At 39.1% G+C, this 14,504-nt stretch carries 16 protein-coding genes and 1 pseudogene; 6 read left to right on the top strand and 11 right to left on the bottom strand.

Features of this window, described 5'->3' with window-relative positions:
- Nucleotides 1-82 precede the first annotated feature (82 nt).
- From SULAR_RS04565 to SULAR_RS04580, 4 genes are read right to left on the bottom strand one after another with little or no spacing between them, the layout of a single operon-like run.
- The gene (locus SULAR_RS04565; RefSeq protein WP_008243473.1) at nucleotides 83-646 is read right to left on the bottom strand and encodes a membrane integrity-associated transporter subunit PqiC; all 564 of its coding nucleotides are present in this window, start codon (nucleotides 644-646) and stop codon (nucleotides 83-85) included.
- Nucleotides 646-2,238, bottom strand: a complete 1,593-nt coding sequence (locus SULAR_RS04570) for an intermembrane transport protein PqiB (RefSeq protein ID WP_008243474.1) — start codon at nucleotides 2,236-2,238, stop codon at nucleotides 646-648. The genes SULAR_RS04565 and SULAR_RS04570 overlap by 1 nt, the downstream gene beginning before the upstream one ends.
- Nucleotides 2,239-2,838: a paraquat-inducible protein A gene (locus SULAR_RS04575; RefSeq protein WP_008243476.1), complete on the bottom strand. Its 600-nt coding sequence runs from the start codon at nucleotides 2,836-2,838 to the stop codon at nucleotides 2,239-2,241.
- Nucleotides 2,835-3,479 carry a paraquat-inducible protein A gene (locus SULAR_RS04580; RefSeq protein ID WP_008243478.1) on the bottom strand — a complete coding sequence of 215 codons (645 nt, stop codon included), beginning with the start codon at nucleotides 3,477-3,479 and terminating at the stop codon, nucleotides 2,835-2,837. Before SULAR_RS04580 ends, SULAR_RS04575 begins: the two co-directional genes overlap by 4 nt.
- 35 nt (nucleotides 3,480-3,514) lie before the next feature.
- Between SULAR_RS04580 and SULAR_RS04585 the strand changes: the two genes are divergently transcribed.
- On the top strand, nucleotides 3,515-4,195 hold the full coding sequence (locus SULAR_RS04585; protein WP_008243480.1) for a diacylglycerol kinase family protein: 681 nt from the start codon (nucleotides 3,515-3,517) through the stop codon (nucleotides 4,193-4,195).
- Here the strand turns inward: SULAR_RS04585 and SULAR_RS04590 are convergent.
- The 3 genes from SULAR_RS04590 to SULAR_RS04600 all read right to left on the bottom strand — a co-directional run bounded on the left by SULAR_RS04590 (nucleotide 4,185) and on the right by SULAR_RS04600 (nucleotide 7,032).
- Nucleotides 4,185-5,471, bottom strand: coding sequence for an ATP-dependent RecD-like DNA helicase (locus SULAR_RS04590; protein ID WP_008243483.1), 1,287 nt, complete (start codon nucleotides 5,469-5,471; stop codon nucleotides 4,185-4,187). The genes SULAR_RS04585 and SULAR_RS04590 overlap by 11 nt on opposite strands.
- The gene (locus SULAR_RS10905) at nucleotides 5,468-6,457 is read right to left on the bottom strand and encodes a hypothetical protein (protein WP_008243485.1); all 990 of its coding nucleotides are present in this window, start codon (nucleotides 6,455-6,457) and stop codon (nucleotides 5,468-5,470) included. Before SULAR_RS10905 ends, SULAR_RS04590 begins: the two co-directional genes overlap by 4 nt.
- Nucleotides 6,458-6,531: 74 nt before the next feature.
- A complete protein-coding gene (locus tag SULAR_RS04600; RefSeq protein WP_008243487.1) occupies nucleotides 6,532-7,032 on the bottom strand; it encodes a YgjP-like metallopeptidase domain-containing protein in 501 nt (166 codons plus the stop codon).
- 45 nt (nucleotides 7,033-7,077) lie between these two features.
- On the opposite strand from SULAR_RS04600, the gene SULAR_RS04605 reads away from it, so the two are divergent.
- Together SULAR_RS04605 and SULAR_RS04610 are read left to right on the top strand one after the other, a co-directional pair.
- The gene (locus SULAR_RS04605; protein ID WP_008243489.1) at nucleotides 7,078-7,974 is read left to right on the top strand and encodes a CoA ester lyase; all 897 of its coding nucleotides are present in this window, start codon (nucleotides 7,078-7,080) and stop codon (nucleotides 7,972-7,974) included.
- Nucleotides 7,975-7,983: 9 nt separating this feature from the next.
- Nucleotides 7,984-8,970: a lytic transglycosylase domain-containing protein gene (locus tag SULAR_RS04610; protein ID WP_008243491.1), complete on the top strand. Its 987-nt coding sequence runs from the start codon at nucleotides 7,984-7,986 to the stop codon at nucleotides 8,968-8,970.
- On the opposite strand, the gene SULAR_RS04615 is transcribed toward SULAR_RS04610, so the two are convergent.
- From SULAR_RS04615 to SULAR_RS04630, 4 genes are all read right to left on the bottom strand, one after another.
- A complete protein-coding gene (locus SULAR_RS04615) occupies nucleotides 8,963-10,648 on the bottom strand; it encodes a bifunctional diguanylate cyclase/phosphodiesterase (protein WP_008243494.1) in 1,686 nt (561 codons plus the stop codon). The genes SULAR_RS04610 and SULAR_RS04615 overlap by 8 nt on opposite strands.
- Before the next feature lie 194 nt (nucleotides 10,649-10,842).
- A complete protein-coding gene (locus SULAR_RS04620; RefSeq protein WP_008243496.1) occupies nucleotides 10,843-11,214 on the bottom strand; it encodes a heat shock protein transcriptional repressor HspR in 372 nt (123 codons plus the stop codon).
- Nucleotides 11,215-11,224: 10 nt separating this feature from the next.
- Nucleotides 11,225-12,082 carry a DnaJ family protein gene (locus SULAR_RS04625; protein ID WP_008243497.1) on the bottom strand — a complete coding sequence of 286 codons (858 nt, stop codon included), beginning with the start codon at nucleotides 12,080-12,082 and terminating at the stop codon, nucleotides 11,225-11,227.
- Nucleotides 12,083-12,164: 82 nt separating this feature from the next.
- Nucleotides 12,165-12,560 carry a rhodanese-like domain-containing protein gene (locus tag SULAR_RS04630; protein WP_008243498.1) on the bottom strand — a complete coding sequence of 132 codons (396 nt, stop codon included), beginning with the start codon at nucleotides 12,558-12,560 and terminating at the stop codon, nucleotides 12,165-12,167.
- A 99-nt stretch (nucleotides 12,561-12,659) separates the two neighbouring features.
- Here SULAR_RS04630 and SULAR_RS11335 point away from each other — a divergent pair, with 99 nt between their 5' ends.
- The 3 genes and pseudogenes from SULAR_RS11335 to carB form a co-directional block, all read left to right on the top strand.
- Entirely contained in the window at nucleotides 12,660-12,917 is a 258-nt protein-coding gene (locus SULAR_RS11335; protein ID WP_238536355.1) for a hypothetical protein, read from the top strand.
- Nucleotides 12,902-13,450: an RNA methyltransferase gene (locus SULAR_RS04635; protein WP_238536356.1), complete on the top strand. Its 549-nt coding sequence runs from the start codon at nucleotides 12,902-12,904 to the stop codon at nucleotides 13,448-13,450. The genes SULAR_RS11335 and SULAR_RS04635 overlap by 16 nt, the downstream gene beginning before the upstream one ends.
- A 373-nt stretch (nucleotides 13,451-13,823) precedes the next feature.
- Nucleotides 13,824-14,504, top strand: a pseudogene (gene carB, locus SULAR_RS04640) (carbamoyl phosphate synthase large subunit); the annotation flags it as partial.

Genomic DNA, 14,504 nt, shown 5'->3' on the forward strand with positions numbered 1-14,504 from the left:
CGCGTATTCAGATCTGTCATGATCGTTTCCCTCGCTTTAGAATATTGGTCTGTGTATCCCGTCAAGCAGTCAGTAAAACATACTAAAGTTCCCTGACTCCTCTAGCTACATCTTCTTCCAGCTGTGCAAATGCTCTGTCCATAGCATCTACTATACTGCCGGCATCCATACTTGTTGGGAAAGTTGTACTAAATAATTTAAGTACCCTTTTGTCTGTTTTCATATCTCTTGCTTCCCAGCTTGCATCAAGATAAACCGTACCTTCTTGGGCAATAAAACGTGATACTTGCACGTTTATTTTGATGTCGGGCTGACCATCAACACCCCAAGGATATGGGTACACACCGGGCTGTTTAAACTTTTTTTGCAAGAATGAAATCAGTCTGCTTGTCAATCCTGCATCCATATCTTCGGCCCATGCTGAGCCCCCTAAAAATATAACATGGTTTGATGATTTGGCAACAGCGATCTCTCTTTTAAAAAGATACTTAGGTACCTTCACTTTCTCAACCCCTATTATTTGAGACTTGTAAGGATAACTCTCTTTAGGTTGTGAAGCTGTGGAAAGGACATAATAGTTATTCAAGGCACAGCCACTTACTATCAATAGAGCCCACACTGTTAATAATAGTTTAATTTTGATCATTATTTATCTCCAAAAATAAGTGAATTTGGTTTACGGTTCATCAGTTTAAGGAACTCCTCCATCTCTTGAGATGTTTCTGTCACCTCTTTAAGTGTTTGAGAAATTTGATGTGTTAAGAGAGAATTACTGTCATACCCTTTGAGTACTTTTTTAGCTGTACGGAGTGTTGTTGTCAACTCTTTCATGGCTTTATTCATCTCATCCGGCATCGTTTTAAAGTTTTTTGCCTCTGTCATTGCATGGAGATTGTTCACAGTCTTTTGTAGGTCTGCTACTATTATCTGTAAAGGCTCTGCATTCTCATCAACCACTTTATTTAAAGAAGCAACCAGTTTTTCAACTCCATCGACTATGCCTCTTGTATCATTAGGGACAGATGGAAGACGTACAAAATGCTCTCCATGTATAATACTTCTTTTCGTGGTGTTCGTATCAAAGACCAAGTCAACAAAAAGTGTACCTGTAAAAGGGTCTGCAGAAGATATTTTTGTACTTAAACCTTCTTCTAAAGCCTGATAGAATTTTTGTTGGCAACTTATTACATCATCATGCTTTGAAGCAAATGAGGAGAGATCTATATCAACAAGGATCTGCCCCAGTATCTTATGTGACTGCATATTATAGGAAAGTCTAATATCTTTTACACGTCCTACTTCATACCCTTCATACTGTACCAGTGCACCTTTTTTGAGTTTAGCGATGGAATCCTCAGTCAAAATTTCAAAGGTATTGATAAAATCTCCACCTTTTCCTATCACCTGTCCTTCTGCCAGATTAGCATTTTTGTAAAGACGGAAAACAAATTTTTCAGGTACCGTGTCAGAAGCATCCTCTCCTGTAGACGAGAATTCTATACCTCCTTGTACTAAATGCGTCACAGGTGCTACATTAACATCAAGTCTGCCGTGAGCCAGACTCATCTCGACAGTGCTCGTGACCCAGAACTTGGAACTTCTGTGCACATAAGGTACATAGAGTTTGTTGATGAACACTACAAACTCAACACCCTGCCCATCCAAAGAGATGTTGACATGTTCTACCTGACCCGCTTCAATATTTTTAAAATAGACAGGTGTACCTGCTTTGACATTGTAGCTTGAGGGTGCACTAAGCTGAAAATACATGCCATCTTCTGTATACCTATATGCCTGTGTTAAACCATGAAAAAAATTTTTGGCTTCTCCGCCTTTGGCAGAATACATATCGATATAGGTTCCGGATATCAATGTCTCCAGACCTGAAACACCGGATATACCTACTACAGGCTTAACGATCCAGAATTTTGCATGGGTATTAAGATACGGGGTAGCAGATTTTTCCATTCTTGCGATCACCGTCACACCTTCACCCTCTTCTTGCAATACGATCTTTTTTACTGTACCTATAGGTACATTTCTGTATTTAATTTGGCTCTGTCCTGCATGCAATCCTGCATTTTCCGGAAAAACAATTTCTATTTCAGGTCCGAGTTCAGCAAAATACTGGTAGGCCAACCATCCAGCTATAATAAATGCGATAAATGGCACGATCCATATGGAGGTAATAAGGTTGAATTTACTTGATTCTTCTATTGTAGGTCGCTGTGTTGACATTTATTGATATCCCTTAATTAGACGTTCATTAAAAGCATGTGCTGCTAAAAGTGTAAAAAATACTGAGAGTGCAAAAGCAGTTGCTGCCATTCCCGCAATGATCTCGATGTTGGCAAGATGAATGAGTGCTGCAAGTATAGCTACTACAAAAACATCAATCATAGACCATGGACCTATGACCTCTGTCATATAATACAATTTGTGCTTATTGACTTTCTTATCTTTCCCTATAGGGTATTTTACACTAATCAATAAATAAATCAAAACAAGAAACTTGAGTACAGGTATCAGGATGGATGCAACAAAGATGATCATAGCGATAGGATAGGAACCATGTTCCCATAACATGACAACACCGCCCAAGAGTGTATTGCCCTCCTCACTACCAAACTGTTTCGTGATGAGCATAGGATAGATATTGGCAGGTATATAGGCGATCATAGCCGTGATAAGGTATGCCCAAGATCTTTCTGTACTAAAACGTTTATGATGATAGATAGTAGAATCACAACGGCGACACCGGTTCTCTCTACCCTTATCTACATTCACAGCCCCGCATATCGGGCATCTTATGAGTTTGTCTTCGTCTATCTCTATCACTTTGTATCCTCATCACATACGATTCTTTTTCTCAACATCCATAGGTCAAAGAGATGCATACGTTTAACTATATAAAGGTCGATCAGTACAAAAACCATGAGTGCCCAAAATGCAATACCTATATGAATTTGTGCATACCCGATCAATTTTACCAGTGCGACGAGTATACTGATCAGAAATATATCGGTCATACTCCAAGGCTTGATATGTGCAAGCAAAACAAGAAGTTCTTTGGTTAAGTTCTTACCCCGTTTCATCTTTAAAAGCGTAAAAAGCAGCATATTGATCGTAAAGACCATGAAAGGAAAAATAAAAATAAGAAAGGTACAAAGGACCCCTACAAAATAAAACCCATATTCAAACAAAGAAAAAATCGTTTTAGGGACCGTAATGAACTGTCCGTGTCCGAGTATCTCTATCTGTACCAAAGGAAAGACATTGGCCAATAAAAAAAACACAAGGCCCGTGATACTCAATGCCAGACCATGATCAATCAGTTTACTGTCATATCTGTAGAGTACTGCCCCGCATGATGAACAGCATGCCTTCGTACCATCTTTCAGAGGTAACGCTTCATGCAGTGTAAAACATTGCTCACAGAGGATAAGGTTATCAAGTGCATCTTCATTTTCAAGTTTCATAGCTATAATTATAGCTGATATAACTAAGGACCATAATGCGTATTCTCTCTATAGGTAAAACACTACAACATGACAAACTCGATATAGTATCTATAGAAGGGACATCCTTACATACACTGCCAGATATAGAAGCATTTGACTATATCATCATCTCTGGTGGTGATGGTACGATCAGGCGTGTCATCAAACAACTTCATACGATGACATACTCGGCACATTTCATACTCAATCCTATAGGCTCATTTAATGTGGTTGCAAAACTGCACAAAGTACCAAAGCTCCAAACCTTGCTCGATGCTTTGGGCAATAATGAGACCCTCCCAACACAAAAACACCCTTACTTTACTCTCAATGAGGAAATCTTTCTTTTCTCTGCAGGAAATATGGGTGACCTTCAGCATATCTTCCTTGCTGAAACACTGCGTTTTGGGCTGATTAAAAACAACATGGGGAAATATCTGCTTGCTTTTCTTTTCTTACTACCCCTACACCTCATCATGACACCCTTTATGCTGATGAGTTCGAACCGTTTTTTCATCTTCACCCCCGCATCGTTCATCAAAAAATTCGGTAGTTTTTACGGAGAGGTCAAAGAGATGACGATCGAATTGGAAGATACCTATAATCATATAGAACTTGATGGTGACATTGTCACAATAGAAGATAATCTTTTACATATCAAGCCGGCAGGATATATCAACATACTTACGAAGTAACAAGATTCTCATAATACTCTACAACACGTCTATCCACATTAATCACACGTTTCAGATACTGTGTCAGATCTCCTCTGTTAAAATCTATTTTCAGATGTTTAGGGTTTATCGCACGTGATATAGCCACATAGAATTGACTGGGTGCGAAGATATTGTCCACGTTACAGACAAGGTTGTCTATACTCATCCCCTGGCTTTTGTGTATCGTCACGGCATAGGCCAGCTTTAGAGGAAATTGTGAAAGTGTGGCAAGGGACATGGTCTCAACGCTACCATCATCTTTCACCAGCATATCGACCAGATCAAAGTCATGTCTCTCGACACGTACGAATTCATCTTCTTTCTCTACGATGAGATGGTCCTCTTCTATCTTTCTGAGGATCCCTCTCTCTCCATTGACGAACTTTCCCCATTTGTTCACCGTAAACAGGATAGGAACCCCCTCTTTGAGCGTCAAATGCTCGGAGATAGGCAGCATATTTTTCCAGCCTGCCAGTTTTTTTTCATGGACTGATCCGAACATCTCTATGTTTGCAAAGAGTATGGTCTCTTCGGTATCGAGTTCATTGATCTTTGCTCGATTGGTCTGTTCCACTTCTAGGTTACGGCCAAAAAGATAGGTCGGGTCTTTCTCCAACTCTTCATTGTTCCAGAGTTTTGTCATATAATGGATCACTTCCTCATCGCATTGCCCTTTGCGGACCTTGGATAGGATATGTGTGAACTCTGCATCTCTAGTACGTTTCATTTTGGTCAGTTCAATCACTGTCAGATCGAAACGTTCCCAAGCCATACTCTCAAATGCATAGAGCTTTTCTCCAAAGACATCAGCTCTATTCTGCTGTTTTTGTACCGGTGGCAATTGAAAGAAATCTCCTACAAACAGTACTTTTCCAAGATATCCGTAGTGGTTCAGTCTGTAAGCTATCATATCCATTAGGTCCGTACTCACCATGGAAATTTCATCGATGATGATAAGATCTGTAGCTTTGAGTACTTTCTTCAGGTCCGAAAGCCGGCTTTTAGCACGTTTGTCTCCTGCAGCCAATTCTTCAAAGTTATTTGCGATACCGAAAACAAAAAAGCTATGTACCGTAAAACCACCAATATTCACTGCACTCACACCTGTTGAGCCCAAAGAGACGACTTGTTTCCCTCTTTTTCGGTAGTCAGAGATCACCTCATTGGTAATATAGCTCTTTCCTACCCCTGCACCACCTGTCAAAAAAACATTGGAATGTTTCAGTGCTTCTAATACATCGACTTTATCACTCAAAACCCAGCCTTATCTACAAATCCACCCTGACAATGGCTTCGTGTTTGTTTACCTTGCGTTAAAAGTGCACCTAGATCATCACTTCCCGCTCCTATATGCAACCAAAGTTCCGTGATAAGTCCCTTATTACATTTCAGCTCTACGCGTTTTCCAGCACCCAATCCAAAGCTTCTGTCAAACACTGCACGTACCTGTTGAAGTGTCACACGTTTGCCTATCTGTTTTTTAAAAAAATCGCCTACCCTGGAAGCATTGACCTGTTCTACCATCTGTATAGCATCTTTATAATATCTGTTAGGATCTGTACCGTAACAGGTACCGTGTTTGATCCATTCATGTTTATGTAAACTTGAAGCAACCCCCGGCATCACTTTTTGTAGACGTCCTTTTATCTCATCATTTAAAGCGATATCTGGAAGTCTATTCCATTGCTTATGTTTGTCCAACATCATGGTGTGACGCTCCACTCCACAATAGATGTTATGTTTAGGCTGTGGCCACAACCCATGCAGTACAAAATGTTTTTCACGATACTTGAATCTGCCAAAAGCAAACAAGCTTCTTTGACACTCTTTTTTCACTCTGTGCATTTCACAAAAAGCATTATGCCAGGAGAGGGTCAAAATGTTTTGTTTTGAGATTTTGCTATTGTCATATTTTTGAGTTTGATCAAACCCATCATCGATATTAAGAACCTTACTACCTGCTCTTCTAACATTAAGGGGATTGGACGCGTCTGAATGTTTGTGAAAACAACTCTCATCTACCCATCTCTGTGAAGGCTGTTCACCTTTTACCACTATAAGATTTTGTCCTTTATAGTGTCTGAGTATCGTATATTTTTTCTCTTTATCCAAATGTACGCCATGGGTATTTTGCGTATGTTTCAGGTTATTAAAGGCAGGGCATTCCTGAGTAGGAAACATCTCTTCTCTTGCAAGAAGCGAAACAGTGAAAAGCATCAATATAAGGATGAGTTGGTTCATGCTATGCTACCCTGAATTTTTTAAAGTATTATACTGTAACAAACTTTTGCCACTTTCAATCAACTGATCTCCCATCAAACATATAATGCTCCAAAACTATCACGGTAAGTCAGATAAAGCCTAAGATCAAATTCAAGCTGATGGTATGCCGGTTCTATATGGGTACAAAGTTTGTAGAACGCTTTAGTATGTTCTTTTTCTTTGATATGTGCCAATTCGTGGACCACGATCATCCGCAAAAAAGGCTCAGGGACTTTTTTGAAAATATGTGAGATACGTATCTCGTTTTTGGCCTTGAGCTTTCCGCCTTGTACACGTGACACAAAGGTATGTGTTCCAAGTGCAGTATGAATATCGCGTATCTTCGTATCATAAAGTACTTTGGAGATAGGTACAGCATTGCGCATGTAAGTGTTTTTAAGTGTCTGTACGTAGCTGTAAAGACTTTTATCTGTAGTATATTCATGTAATGAGGGATACTTTGCAAGAAGGTACTCTCCAAGTTTATTCTGCTCTATGAGAGTTTGTACCTGTGCTTTTAACTGGCTATCGTAACCATTAAGGTATTTTAACATGGAGAATTATATCGCTTTTGAGTTAATTTTAGATACTATAACAGTATGATATTTGATGATTTAGAGACACTTCCTACAACCTTTGGAAATAAACGAAAAACCCCTACCGTAAAACGCACCTACCGTTCCAACATGATGCTTAATCCACTGAATCTCAAGCATTTAAACCGTATCGACGATCATCCTGCAGATATGATCACCCTCAATCTTGAAGATGCCATTGCACCCTCACGTAAAAAGGAAGCCCTGCATAACATCGCTTTCTTCCTCTCACATATGGAACACTCTAACTCCTTCATCATTGTGCGTACCAACCCTTTACATGAAGGCGGTGCGGAAGAGATCGCTTTTTTAAATGATTTTGGTTTTGATGCCGTACGTGTCGCAAAAGTAAAAAACCAAGCTGAGATAGCCCAGGCGCTTACACTTCTCAGTGCAGATAAAGAGTTGCATATTTCACTGGAGACAAAAGAAGCCTTTGAGAGCTTAAGTGCACTGCGTATAGATGAACGTCTTACTACAGCGAACCTGGGTATTTTGGACTTGCTCACCTCTCTTGGATTGCCTCAGTCATTAGTAACGCTGAATAACCCTACTATAGACTACATTCTCTCCAAGTTTTTGGTCGATGCAAAAACATCCGGTATACACCCTATCTCATTTATGTTCCAGGAGTACAATGACACAGAAACGTTCAAAGCCTGGTGTGAAAGAGAAAAGATGATGGGCTTTGAGACCAAAGCATGCATGGGTCCCAAACAAGTGCAGATCACCAATGAAATATTTCATACAAATAGAGATGAGATAGAAAGGGCTTTGCATATTAAAGAGGCTTTTGAAACCCATGCCGCACAAGGAATCAACGGATTTATGGATGAGAAATACGGGTTTATTGACGAACCCATCTACCGTGATAGCCTGTTGGTTCTCAATCTTAGCTAAGGTGAGAAGTTGAGATCTGTTACACTCTTATTATTTACCATACTTTTACCTTATTTCCTGAGTGCAAATGATGACCGTCCACCTGTTCCGTATGATTTTCTAGCCAAAAAAGAGGTCAAAACCTTCATCGACAAGATGGTCAAAAAACATCATTTCACACGTAGCTATCTGACCTCGGTACTAGAGAGTGCGAAACTTGACCGTGACACACTTGCACGATATACAGGAAAATACAAAGTAGGTAGCACAAATGGCCCTTGGGAACGGTACAAGGCGCATGTACTGGATCCTGTCACTCTGGACAAAGCCAAAGCCTTTAAAAAAAGATACTATAAAACACTACTAAAAGCAAGTCAAGAGTATCAAGTTGACATGGAGTACATTGTGGGCTTTATCGGAGTGGAAAGCAAATTTGGAGAATATAGCGGAGACTACAATGTATTAGATGCTTTAACCACCCTTGCCTTTCATAAAAACCGTATGAAGAAATTTTTCAAGTCCGAGTTGGAACATCTCTTTTTAATGGCCAGAGAACAGAACTATGATATCACGACACTGCAGGGTTCTTTTGCCGGAGCTATGGGCATGGTACAACAAATGCCTTCGGTCTTCAGAAAGTTTGGTATGGACTATAACCGTGACGGGGAAAAGGACCCGTGGGACCTAGAGGATGCCATTGGGATCATTGCAAAATTTATGAAGAAGAACGGTTGGGAAAAAGGAGCCCAGGTCGCAGTGCCGACAAAATTTAAAGGGAAACGCTATACAGCACTCAAAACAAGTCACAGACGAACCCTGCCATTAAAGACGATACTAAAGCATGGTATCACGCCTTTAAAGCACTTTAAGGAGCCTAAAGCCTATCTGCTGAAAAACCGTAACCTTACGCATGATGATATCTGGCTGGGTGCCAAAAACTTCCGTGTACTAACACGTTACAATAATTCAACAAGCTATGGTATGGCCATACACCTTATTGCCCAGGCGGTCAAGTAAAAATATATTTCTCCTCGAACGCCTTTTTAGAGAGTGCCTCCTCGAAATAAAATCCTTGAAACACATCACATTCTATCTTGGTCAGGAATATAAGCTGTTGAAATGTTTCCACTCCCTCCGCCACAATGTTTAGATCCAAATTCTTAGCTATAGAGATGATCGTACTGATCATCTTCTTATCATCTTTACTATCATCTAGGCGTGCTACGAATGTTCTATCTATTTTTACTTCGTCTATCGGCAACACTTTTAAATAATTGAGTGAAGAATACCCTGTACCAAAGTCATCAATGGAAAATGAAATACCTATATTTTTTAATCTATTCATCATACTGACCACTTTTTTCATATCTTCTGAAAAAACATGCTCTGTGATCTCAAACACAATTTTTTGTTCACTCTCTTTTTTAGGAAAATAGATTTTGATCAAACGTTCCACTTCATTGACAAATGTCTCACATAAGAGCTGTCTCATACTGACATTCACTGAAATAGATTCTAATTTCTTACCTTTAGCGTTCCATCTATTGATACTTTCAAATGTCTCTTTTAGCACATAGCTTCCGACTTCTAAGATCAATCCTGTGTTTTCTATGATGGGGATGAACTCTTCAGGCTCCACTTCGCCCAACTGATCATCATTCCATCTGATAAGGGACTCACAGCCTATCACTTGTTCATCTTTATCAAACTGCGGTTGGTAGAAGACCTCTATGATATTTTCTTTCAATGCATAATGGAGTTTCTGCTCTATAAGAAGATGTCTTTCAACCCTCTGTGCAAGGTCTTGATTAAAGATTATCACACCATCTCGCCCTTGAACCTTTGCTTCATACATCGCTATATCTGCTTCTCTAATAAAATTTTTACTATAGAGGAATGATGGATCGATTTGATGTACACCAATGCTTGCACTGATATGAAGATGATGACCATCAATACTATAAGGCTTGCGAATGACATAGAGCAATCCCTCCGAAAAACTATATGCAGGATCCATTTTAGACACGTCTTCATTTAACTCTTTACTTATAAGGATAAACTCATCACCTCCTAAACGTGCCACGATATGTGTATCTTCTGCATACTCTTTAAGCCGCTCGGAAACCTCTATCAATAACTTATCCCCGATCTCATGCCCCAAAGAATCATTAATGGTTTTAAAATGATCCAGATCTATCAGAAACAAACATGCGGTTTTATGATTCACAGCCAATCTTTCATGCAAAGATTCCATATACTCCATAAAATAGCGTCTATTATAGAGCCCCGTCAAGATGTCATGTTGGGCTTGGGAATAATTCTTCTGTAACAATCGGTTGGTATTAAAAGATGCATACAATAACACAAATAAAAATATCAGAGAAAAGATTGACAACACATACCCATACCATGCATCAACAAATGCAAAATAGACGATCAGTGGTAACATCAGGGTAACTAAAATAGGAACAAACAGTTTTTTATCAGAGACAAGCAGTGTCGATGCTACAACAGCCGCACCCAGCTGTGTAAAAATTGCTATATAATGTATATGGTATTGATCATATCCGACATACATCACAAATATCAATGACCAGGCAGAAAAAATGATATACATGAACCATGTAAGTTTTCCATACCATTTTTTTAAATGATTTTCATCCATTCTATAGGTAGCAAACTCTTTATATAGCATCCATCCATAGTATGAAATGCATAACAATATACCATACCATACCAATGCGGGCATCAAAATATGAAAGTTCCAACCAACAATGACATAAACAAGTCCAGGTATAAGGGAGAGCCCAGACATTAGAAGAATTTGTTTTTGCAGAAATGTATAATATTTTTGATGCTTCATACATCTATTATACAATAATTTTGATCTTAATCCTCGAAGATAATAATATCATAGGAGCTTTTTGTCACCAAGGCCTTACTTGAATGGACAGAGCCATGACGGTTTACTTTGCTGAGTTCTTCACGCAATTGGTCTATCTCTTTTTGCATTTCATCGATCTGTTCTTTAAGCTGCAGTACAATGTCAACTCCTGCAAGGTTCACACCCATTTGACGCGTTAAGCGTAAAATGAGTTTCATACGTTCAATGTCACGTTGTGAATAAAGACGCATACGTCCCTGAGTACGTGAAGGTTCAACCAAGCCTTCACGTTCATACTGTCTCAATGTCTGGGGGTGTATGTCTAGCATGCTAGCCACTACAGAGATTAGGTATACGGGTTCATCATAACTGTGCATTGAATATCCTTTAGAGTTTTTCTTCGATCATCGCTTTAAGTTCGTCATCCAACGTATCTACATCAGGTAAAACCACATTTGCTACAAGGTACAGGTCGCCTTTCAATGCTGTTTTTCTGTCAGCGACACCTTTACCTTTTAGTCTAAATTTCTGACCATTCTTCGTATTTTTAGGTACTTTGAGTGACACCTCTTTTTCTGGTGTATCTATAGCGATCTTACCTCCAAAGAGTGCATCTTTGAGAGGAACATCAAATGTTTTATAGAGGTTGTCACCTTTTCTTTCATATTCATTGGAAGCAGCGACTTCCACTTGTATAAGAAGGTCTCCTACATGTCCCTGGTATTGTTTACCTTTACCACGTACACGCATGGTTTCACCGCTTTTGATCCCTGCGGGGATCTTGATATCAAAATTTTGGCCATTGGTAGAAACATTATGTTTACCACCGTTGATCGCCACCATGAACGGTACGGTAATACGTGCCTGAAGGTCCAGGTCAGGCGCACCAAAACCGCCAAAACCGCCTTGTGCACCACCAAACCCGCCACTGAAACCGCCAGCGCCTCCACCGAACATTTGTCTGAGTATCTCATCGAGGTCAACACCTCCACCTTGTCTCTGTGCGAAATCATGGAAATTCTGGCCGCCGAACATTTGATCACCAAATTGATCATATTGTGCTTTCTTCTCAGGGTCAGAGAGGACTTCATAGGCTGCATTGATCTCTTTGAACTTATCTACAGCACTCTCATCTTTATTAATGTCAGGGTGGTATTTTCTTGCGAGTTTTCTATAAGATTTTTTAATTTCATCGGCAGAAGCATTTTCACTTACACCGAGTGTTTCATATAAACTTTTTGACATAGTATTCCTAAAATAATGGTTTTTTTATTTTAAAAAATTATATCAAAAAAGTTTAGTCAATGTCAATCAAGTTAAAGAGGATTTATGGTTGATACGGTACTGTTTTATACCCTTCACGTATCATCTTCATAATGCCACCTTTCAAATTAGTGACCTTGTAGCCTAGTCTATCTGATAAAAATTCCGAAACGATACCCGTACGGCTACCCACTCTACATATGAGTGCGAAGGGCTCATCTTTTTTAACAACCCTGTCTAACTGTTCCAAAAAATTCGGAACATTGAAATTCCCTTGTTCATCAAAAAACATGATCGTATAGGAACCTTTTACTATCCCTGTCTCCTTCCATTCTGCTGGGGTACGAATATCGATGATCTTTATATTTTTTTCAGTAAATTCAGGCGTCGCCCACACTTGATACAACTCTGCCATCAATGATACTGTCATAAGACATAAACCTATCACAATTTTCTTCATCTCTATTCCTTATATGAATAATACGAGTTATACTATAAATAGTATAACAAAACTACGTAAAATAATCGTGGATTTCACACCCTTAGAGTACAATACAGTATGAATCTTACACCAGTGAACGACATAAACTTACCAGAACTCAGCATTTATCATCAACTCAGGGACAATGCTTTTACCTCTGACAACAGTTTTATAGCAGACAGCCCCAAAGTAGTGAACCTGCTTCTCAAAACAGATATCACAGTTAAAAGTATTCTAGCAACACAAGAGTATTATGATACCTATGCACATCTCATCAAAGAAAAAACATTCCTCAACTCTTTGTTGCAAGTAAAGCCCTTATGCAAAATATCGTAGGACACAAGATACACCATAATGTCATGATGCATGGCACACGCCCGGAACAAACACAACTTGGTGACCTTGATGATCAGATTATTATGTTAGATGAGATCAGTTCTACACAAAACATAGGCTCCATCGCACGCTCTGCTGCGGCTATAGGGATAAACTCATACTTACTGCCTTCACAGGGACCACACCCCTACTCCAGACGGGCACTTAGAGTCTCCATGGGACACATCAGTATGCTCAAAACACACCTCTATGATGATATACATGAGACCATAAGAACACTCAAAGAAAATGGATACCGTATCTATGCGGCAGAAGTCACTGCTGACTCAACACCTCTCTCCTCTGTCAAAGTCGTAGACAAATGGGTACTGCTTATGGGCCATGAAGGTTCAGGCTTGTCAGATGAAATCTTGGATCTATGTGATGAAGTGGTCACCATAGAAATGACGGAAGGTGTTAAGAGTTTGAATGTAGGTGTTGCTGCTTCTATTATGATGTATCAGTTTAAACAAAAGATTCAGAATAATAAATAATTATATATAAAATGTTGTTGTAAGTTAATTGTCTTTTTGATATACTTAATTTAAAACGTTTGATCATCACTTCAGTTAGTTGCAGCTATCTTAGTACCTATAGTTGCTGTTAAATATTTAGATGATAAATTAAAGAAGATAGATAGAGCAGACTTTTATAGAGAAAAGTGCTTATTACGTAATGGGATGAGATTAACGTTGAGAGGGAAATACTTAAAGCTTTCCCTCAGTTATAAAGTGGTTGATTCTGATTATTACATTTACACTACTCTCCATGGCTGCACTGTTTCTCTATTTTAAGACACTTTATTACAGTTCTCATGCCCTGATAGTTGTAGTATAATTTTAAACTAAAAATTAAGGCTATTTCTCCATGCCAAAACGCAATGACATCAACACTATTTTACTTATTGGTTCTGGACCTATCGTTATCGGTCAAGCTTGTGAATTTGACTATTCTGGGACGCAAGCAGCAAAAACACTTAAAAAGTTAGGCTATAGAGTCGTCCTTATTAACTCAAACCCGGCCACGATCATGACAGATCCCGGATTTGCAGATCGTACTTACATCGAACCTATTACTTCAGAAGTCATTGATAGGATTATCAAAAAAGAGAATGTTGATGCCATCTTACCTACAATGGGTGGGCAAATTGCACTTAACGTTGCTATGGAAATGTACGAAGCCAGTATGCTTGAAGGTATAGAATTTTTAGGCGCAACTCCTACTGCCATAAAAAAAGGTGAAAACAGACAAGAATTCAAAGAAGCCATGATCAAAATAGGTATCGACTTACCTATCTCTCAATACGCTTATAACATGGATGAAGCTCTTGATGCTGCAAAGAATATCGGATTTCCACTCATCATTCGTGCATCATTTACCATGGCAGGTGGTGGTTCAGGTGTAGCATACAATATGGATGAGTTTAAAGAGATCGTCAAAGGTGGACTAAAAGCTTCACCAATCTCTGAAATCCTTATTGAAGAGTCACTGCTTGGCTGGAAAGAATACGAAATGGAAGTGATCAGAGACAGCCAAGATAACTGCATT

Origin of the sequence: Sulfurovum sp. AR, assembly GCF_000296775.1 — a bacterium.
GTDB classification, from domain to species: domain Bacteria; phylum Campylobacterota; class Campylobacteria; order Campylobacterales; family Sulfurovaceae; genus Sulfurovum; species Sulfurovum xiamenensis.

What these genes read in the sequence shown, in the direction of transcription:
- SULAR_RS04565 (WP_008243473.1), bottom strand. Translation starts at nt 646, where the DNA reads ATGATCAAAATTAAACTATTATTAACAGTGTGGGCTCTATTGATAGTA.
- SULAR_RS04570 (WP_008243474.1), bottom strand. Translation starts at nt 2,238, where the DNA reads ATGTCAACACAGCGACCTACAATAGAAGAATCAAGTAAATTCAACCTT.
- SULAR_RS04580 (WP_008243478.1), bottom strand. Translation starts at nt 3,479, where the DNA reads ATGAAACTTGAAAATGAAGATGCACTTGATAACCTTATCCTCTGTGAG.
- SULAR_RS04585 (WP_008243480.1), top strand. Translation starts at nt 3,515, where the DNA reads ATGCGTATTCTCTCTATAGGTAAAACACTACAACATGACAAACTCGAT.
- SULAR_RS10905 (WP_008243485.1), bottom strand. Translation starts at nt 6,457, where the DNA reads ATGAACCAACTCATCCTTATATTGATGCTTTTCACTGTTTCGCTTCTT.
- SULAR_RS04600 (WP_008243487.1), bottom strand. Translation starts at nt 7,032, where the DNA reads ATGTTAAAATACCTTAATGGTTACGATAGCCAGTTAAAAGCACAGGTA.
- SULAR_RS04605 (WP_008243489.1), top strand. Translation starts at nt 7,078, where the DNA reads ATGATATTTGATGATTTAGAGACACTTCCTACAACCTTTGGAAATAAA.
- SULAR_RS04615 (WP_008243494.1), bottom strand. Translation starts at nt 10,648, where the DNA reads ATGCTATATAAAGAGTTTGCTACCTATAGAATGGATGAAAATCATTTA.
- SULAR_RS04620 (WP_008243496.1), bottom strand. Translation starts at nt 11,214, where the DNA reads ATGCACAGTTATGATGAACCCGTATACCTAATCTCTGTAGTGGCTAGC.
- SULAR_RS04625 (WP_008243497.1), bottom strand. Translation starts at nt 12,082, where the DNA reads ATGTCAAAAAGTTTATATGAAACACTCGGTGTAAGTGAAAATGCTTCT.
- SULAR_RS04630 (WP_008243498.1), bottom strand. Translation starts at nt 12,560, where the DNA reads ATGAAGAAAATTGTGATAGGTTTATGTCTTATGACAGTATCATTGATG.
- SULAR_RS11335 (WP_238536355.1), top strand. Translation starts at nt 12,660, where the DNA reads ATGAATCTTACACCAGTGAACGACATAAACTTACCAGAACTCAGCATT.
- SULAR_RS04635 (WP_238536356.1), top strand. Translation starts at nt 12,902, where the DNA reads ATGCAAAATATCGTAGGACACAAGATACACCATAATGTCATGATGCAT.